Below are 5,025 nucleotides of genomic sequence, written 5' to 3' on the forward strand. Positions count from 1 at the left end.
CGTCTGTTCTAGGATGCATGGTATTCAGGTGAGGCCGCAATGCGAACGGCAGGCTCCTGCGCTTGTGGTGCTGGCGTACTTTAGGAACGGCTCCGCTCCGGTTCCCGAGCCCAGCATTCTCAGTTCGGCCTGACCTGAATCTCAATACATCCTGGGCGCTGGCACCATCAGGCGGCCAGCTTGCGCGTCGTTCCCAGCGCTTCTTCGACCGTGTCGAGGAACATCTCCGCGCAGGCCGTCCAGCTGTAGCGCATGGCGCGCTGGCGCGCCTCTGCGCGGTCGACGTGAAGCGCGGCAAGGGCTGCCTCGCGCAGGTCCCCCGACACCGCCCCGCCGACACCGTCGCCGACGATGTCGATCGGACCCGTCACCGGATAGGCGGCGACCGGCGTGCCGCTGGCCAGCGCCTCTATGATGACGTTGCCGAAGGTGTCGGTACGGCTCGGAAAGACAAAGACGTCGGCCGAGGCGTAGATCTCGGCCAGCTCGTCATTCGGTCGGTGGCCGAGGAAATGGGCGTTGGGATAGCGCGCCTTGAGCTTTGCGAGTTCCGGTCCCTCGCCAACGACGACCTTGCTGCCGGGCAAATCGAGGTCGAGGAAGGCGCCCAGGTTCTTCTCGACCGCGACGCGGCCGACGCAGAGGAAGACCGGACCCGGAAATCCCATGTCCTTGCGCTTGTCCGGCCGGAAATGGTCGGTGTCGACGCCGCGGGTCCAGGGTTTCAGCTTGTTGAAGCCGCGCGCGGCAAGATCATCCGCCAGCGACTGGGTGGCGACCAGCGTGCCCTGACCGGAATTGTGGAAATCGCGCAGCCAGCGATAGGCCCAGCTCTCGGGCACCGGCAGGCGGGCACTGAGATATTCGGGAAAGCGCGTGTGATAGCTGGTGGTGAACGGGCGGCCGGCATTGCGGCAATAGCGGCGCGCCATGAAGCCCAACGGACCCTCGGTGACGATATGGATGTGGTCGGCCCTGCGCTGATCGATCAGCCGCGCGACATGGCCGGGCGTCGTCAGCGCCAGCCGGATGTCGGGATAGGTCGGCAGCGGCAGGGTGCGGAAGATGTTGGGGGTCAGGAAATCCAGCTCGACGTCGAAGGCTTTCAGCGTTTCGGCGAGCCGCTCCAGCGTGTGGACGACGCCGTTGACTTGCGGGCGCCAGGCGTCGGTGACCATCAATATGCGCATGGCGCCCCTTTGCCGAAAAGGTCGTCTTTCCCCGTGATGCGATGCCGGAACGGCGGCCAGGCGGCAGCCGGCGCCTCGCTCCAGCGCCCCCTTGAGGGCACGGGCTCGAATCGGGGCGGCATGGCCGAATCAACCGTAGTCGCGCGTTTCATGCGCGCTCTTCACCATGGTTTCATGACGCGCGGATGAAGCCGGTATTTCTGAGAAGCGTGGCTTCGCTTCAGGCAGGAACCCTGATCACCGCGCGCAGGCCGCCGAGAGGACTATCCTCCAGCGTGATGTCGCCGCCATGGCTGCGGGCGATGTCGCGGGCGATGGAGAGGCCAAGGCCGGTGCCGCTGGCGTCGAGATTGCGCGCCTCGTCGAGGCGCAGGAAGGGCTTGAACACCTCCTCGCGCTTTTCCCGCGGGATGCCCGGCCCGTCGTCGTCGATGGTAACCAGAAGCGAGCCGCTTCTGTGGTCGGCGTTGATCTCCACCGTCCTTGCGTAGCGGAAGGCATTGCCGATGACGTTGGACAGCAGCCGGGCGAAGGCGTTCGGCCGTACATGCACGTGTGGGTCGCCGACGAGCGTGGTCGACAGCTTGCATTTGCGCAGCGTGGCCTCTTCGCCGAGCTTCTGGAAATAGGTGTCGAGATCGAAACGGCCGGGGTCCTCCGAGGCCTCGCCGCGGGCGAAGGCGAGATAGCCTTCCAGCATCGACTGCATGTCGTCGATATCCTGGTCGAGCGCCGCCTTGGTTTCGGCCTTGCCGCCGGCCAGAGCCAGCTGCAGCTTGAAGCGGGTGAGGATGGTCCTGAGGTCATGGCTGACGCCGGTCAGCATGGCGGTGCGCTGTTCGATCTGGCGCTCGATGCGCTCGCGCATCTGGATGAAGGCAAAGCCGGCGCGCCGCACCTCCTCGGCGCCGCGCGGGCGGAAATCGCGCGGCATCGGCCGGCCCTTGCCAAAGCTTTCGGCGGCCTCGGCGAGCGTCAGGATCGGCCGGATCTGATTGCGCAGGAAGGGGATGGCAATCATCAGGAGGACCAGCGAAGTGCCAACCATCCAGATCAGGAAGATGTGGGTGTTGGAGGCATAGGCCTGGCTGCGGCGCACGAAGACGCGCAGCACCTTGCCTTCCAACTGGACGCGGACTTCGACGATGTTGGAGTTGCCGACGGTGTCGATCCAGAACGGCCTGTTGATCTGCCTGGTGATCTCGGACGACAGAGCCTCATCGAGGATTGAGAAGAACGGTTTCGGCCCGGGCGGCGGCAGTGGGTCGGGCGGCAGAAGATCGACCTTGAGCTGCATCCTGTCCTGGGCGATGCGGATGATGTTGGCGTAGTCGGCATCGTGCGGATAGGCCTCCATCATGTCAATAATGGCGGCGATGTCGCGTACGGTCGCTTGCGATAGGCGCTGCGTCACGGTCTGCCAGTGGCGTTCCATGAAGACGAAGGCGACGACCGACTGCAAGAGGATCATCGGAGCGATGACGATGATCAGCGAGCGGGCGTAGAGCCGTTTCGGCATGTAAAGCGCAACCAGGCGCCAGAACCGGTTCCAGGCGCGCGGCATGGCTTTCAGCATCCGCATGGCGCGATCGCTCAAGCCGTCATTTCCCGGCCTTTCCAGTTGCGTGGTCGCCATCTGCCCTTCCGCTCGTCAACGGCCGTTCAGCAAGGGCCTCAGGAATATTCTATTCCACGCTGAGCCGATACCCAATACCGCGCACCGTCTGCAGCCAGACCGGGTTGGACGGATCGCGCTCGATCTTGCGGCGCAAGCGATTGATCTGGACATCGATGGTGCGCTCGCCGACGTCGGACTCGTCACCGACCAGTTCATGGCGCGGAATGGTCTCGCCCGCGCGCGCGGCAAAGATCGCCAGGATCTCCTGCTCGCGGTCGGTCAGCTTCAGCGCCTCGCCGCCGCGCTTCAGCTCGCGTCTGGCGATCTGGAAGGTGTAGGGGCCGAATACCAGCTGCTCGACCTTGGGAGTCGCCACCGGGCCGCCACGGCGCAGGATGTTGTTGATGCGCAGGATCAGCTCGCGCGGGTCGAATGGCTTCGGCAGGTAGTCGTCGGCGCCAGCCTCCAAACCGGTGATGCGGCTGTCGGTCTCGGAGAGCGCCGTCAGCATGAGGATCGGAACGTTCTTTTCCGCCCGCAGCGCCTTGGTGAGGTCGACACCGGTTTCGCCCGGCATCATCACGTCAAGCACGAGCAGGTCGAAATCGAGGCCGGCAAGCTTGCGCCGGGCCTCGCCGGAATTGCCGGCGACGGTGACGCGGAAGCCGTTTTCGGACAGGTATTGCTTGAGCAGGTTGCGGATACGGGTGTCGTCATCGACCACAAGCAGATGCGGCGCGTCATCGTCCGGTGCTGTCGGATGATCAACCCTCTCAATGGTCTCCATGGCTTTTCCCCGATATTTTCGCAGGCACAATGTCGATCTGCGCTCTTAGTTCCGGATTGACCATCGCTTCGAGGAAACGTTCGATCGAGGCGCGGTCGGCGGCTCCGGAATCCTCCAATGCAGCACGGATGCGGCGTGACTGTGGCCGCGCCAGCGCCAATGCCAGGGCGCGGCCCTTGGCGGTCGGGTAAAGTTCGCGCTGGCGGCGATCGCGCGGACCCTGCAACTGGACGATATGGTCGGTGTCGATCAACTGCTTGAGCACGCGCGCCAGGCTCTGCTTGGTGATCTTGAGCACGTCGAGCAATTCGGCGACCGTCAGCCCCGGCCTGCGGTTGACGAAATGCAGGACACGGTGATGGGCGCGGCCGAAGCCATAGTCGGCCAGTATCTGGTCCGGATCGGAGGTGAAGTCGCGATAGGCAAAGAAAAGCAATTCGATGATGGCGAAGTCGATGCCGTCCTCGTCGGTGATCGCGGTCCTGATCGGTTTTCCGGCGGCGTGGCTTTGATCCGTCATCTCGTCTCCATGCGAACGGGAATTATGTCAGTACTATTGACGTAATTTCCCGGCAATGGTAATTTTTGACAAGCTTTTCGGCGGATTGCGAACGAAAAGGCAAGGGGAGCCCGTTTTTCCGGAACTTCCTGAGTTTGCCATACATTTGATATCCGCCTACGCTTCCGGACACCGGCCGCGTGCCGCGGCTATACGACAACGATGTGCGGGTTTGCGCCCGCGGGAGGTTTCCATGGCATCCGTTCCTTTCGACCAACTGGACGGCTTCATCTGGATGAACGGCGAGTTCGTCGCGTGGGCCGACGCCAAGATTCATGTGCTGACCCATGGCCTGCACTATGCCAGTGCTGTGTTCGAGGGTGAGCGCGCCTATGGCGGCGCGATCTTCAAGCTCACCGAGCACACCGAGCGCCTGCATGAATCGGCGCGCCTGCTCGGCTTCAAGATCCCCTATACGGTCGCAGAGCTCGATGACGCCTGCCGCACGCTTTTGAAGAAGCAGGGATTCCAGGACGCCTATGTGCGTCCGATCGCCTGGCGCGGCAGCGAGCAGATGGGGGTTTCGGCGCAGAACAACCGCATCAACTGCGCCATCGCCATCTGGCAGTGGCCGAGCTACTTCGATCCAGCGCAGAAACTGAAGGGCATCCGCCTCGACATCGCCGAATGGCGCCGGCCCGATCCACGCACCGCGCCGTCCAACTCGAAGGCCGCCGGCCTCTACATGATCTGCACACTCTCCAAACACGCGGCCGAGGCAAAAGGTTATGCCGACGCCATGATGCTCGACTGGCGCGGCCAGGTCGCCGAGGCGACCGGCGCCAACATCTTCTTCGTCAAGGACGGCAAGATCCACACCCCGAAGCCCGACTGCTTCCTCGACGGCATCACCCGCCGCACGGTCATCGGC

The 5,025-nt window shown here is 63.7% G+C and carries 5 protein-coding genes; 1 reads left to right on the plus strand and 4 read right to left on the minus strand.

Features of this window, described 5'->3' with window-relative positions; genetic code table 11:
- Window positions 1-167: 167 nt before the first annotated feature.
- The 4 genes from EN781_RS25480 to EN781_RS25495 all read right to left on the minus strand — a co-directional run bounded on the left by EN781_RS25480 (window position 168) and on the right by EN781_RS25495 (window position 4,115).
- Window positions 168-1,190 carry a glycosyltransferase family 1 protein gene (locus EN781_RS25480; protein WP_126058695.1) on the minus strand — a complete coding sequence of 341 codons (1,023 nt, stop codon included), beginning with the start codon at window positions 1,188-1,190 and terminating at the stop codon, window positions 168-170.
- Between the two features lie 220 nt (window positions 1,191-1,410).
- Complete coding sequence (locus EN781_RS25485; protein ID WP_126058696.1) at window positions 1,411-2,826, minus strand: ATP-binding protein; 1,416 nt, start codon at window positions 2,824-2,826, stop codon at window positions 1,411-1,413.
- Between the two features lie 49 nt (window positions 2,827-2,875).
- Window positions 2,876-3,595 carry a response regulator transcription factor gene (locus tag EN781_RS25490; protein ID WP_126058697.1) on the minus strand — a complete coding sequence of 240 codons (720 nt, stop codon included), beginning with the start codon at window positions 3,593-3,595 and terminating at the stop codon, window positions 2,876-2,878.
- Entirely contained in the window at window positions 3,582-4,115 is a 534-nt protein-coding gene (locus EN781_RS25495; RefSeq protein ID WP_126058698.1) for a MarR family transcriptional regulator, read from the minus strand. Before EN781_RS25495 ends, EN781_RS25490 begins: the two co-directional genes overlap by 14 nt.
- Window positions 4,116-4,347: 232 nt before the next feature.
- Between EN781_RS25495 and EN781_RS25500 the strand changes: the two genes are divergently transcribed.
- A partial coding sequence (locus tag EN781_RS25500) for a branched-chain amino acid aminotransferase (protein ID WP_127400444.1) occupies window positions 4,348-5,025 on the plus strand: 678 nt, incomplete at its 3' end.

Origin of the sequence: Mesorhizobium sp. M4A.F.Ca.ET.090.04.2.1 (assembly GCF_003999085.1) — a bacterium.
Lineage (GTDB): Bacteria > Pseudomonadota > Alphaproteobacteria > Rhizobiales > Rhizobiaceae > Mesorhizobium.

Excerpts from the sequence above, each read along its gene's own strand:
- EN781_RS25480 (WP_126058695.1), bottom strand. The coding sequence starts at position 1,190 with ATGCGCATATTGATGGTCACCGACGCCTGGCGCCCGCAAGTCAACGGC.
- EN781_RS25495 (WP_126058698.1), bottom strand. The coding sequence starts at position 4,115 with ATGACGGATCAAAGCCACGCCGCCGGAAAACCGATCAGGACCGCGATC.
- EN781_RS25490 (WP_126058697.1), bottom strand. The coding sequence starts at position 3,595 with ATGGAGACCATTGAGAGGGTTGATCATCCGACAGCACCGGACGATGAC.
- EN781_RS25485 (WP_126058696.1), bottom strand. The coding sequence starts at position 2,826 with ATGGCGACCACGCAACTGGAAAGGCCGGGAAATGACGGCTTGAGCGAT.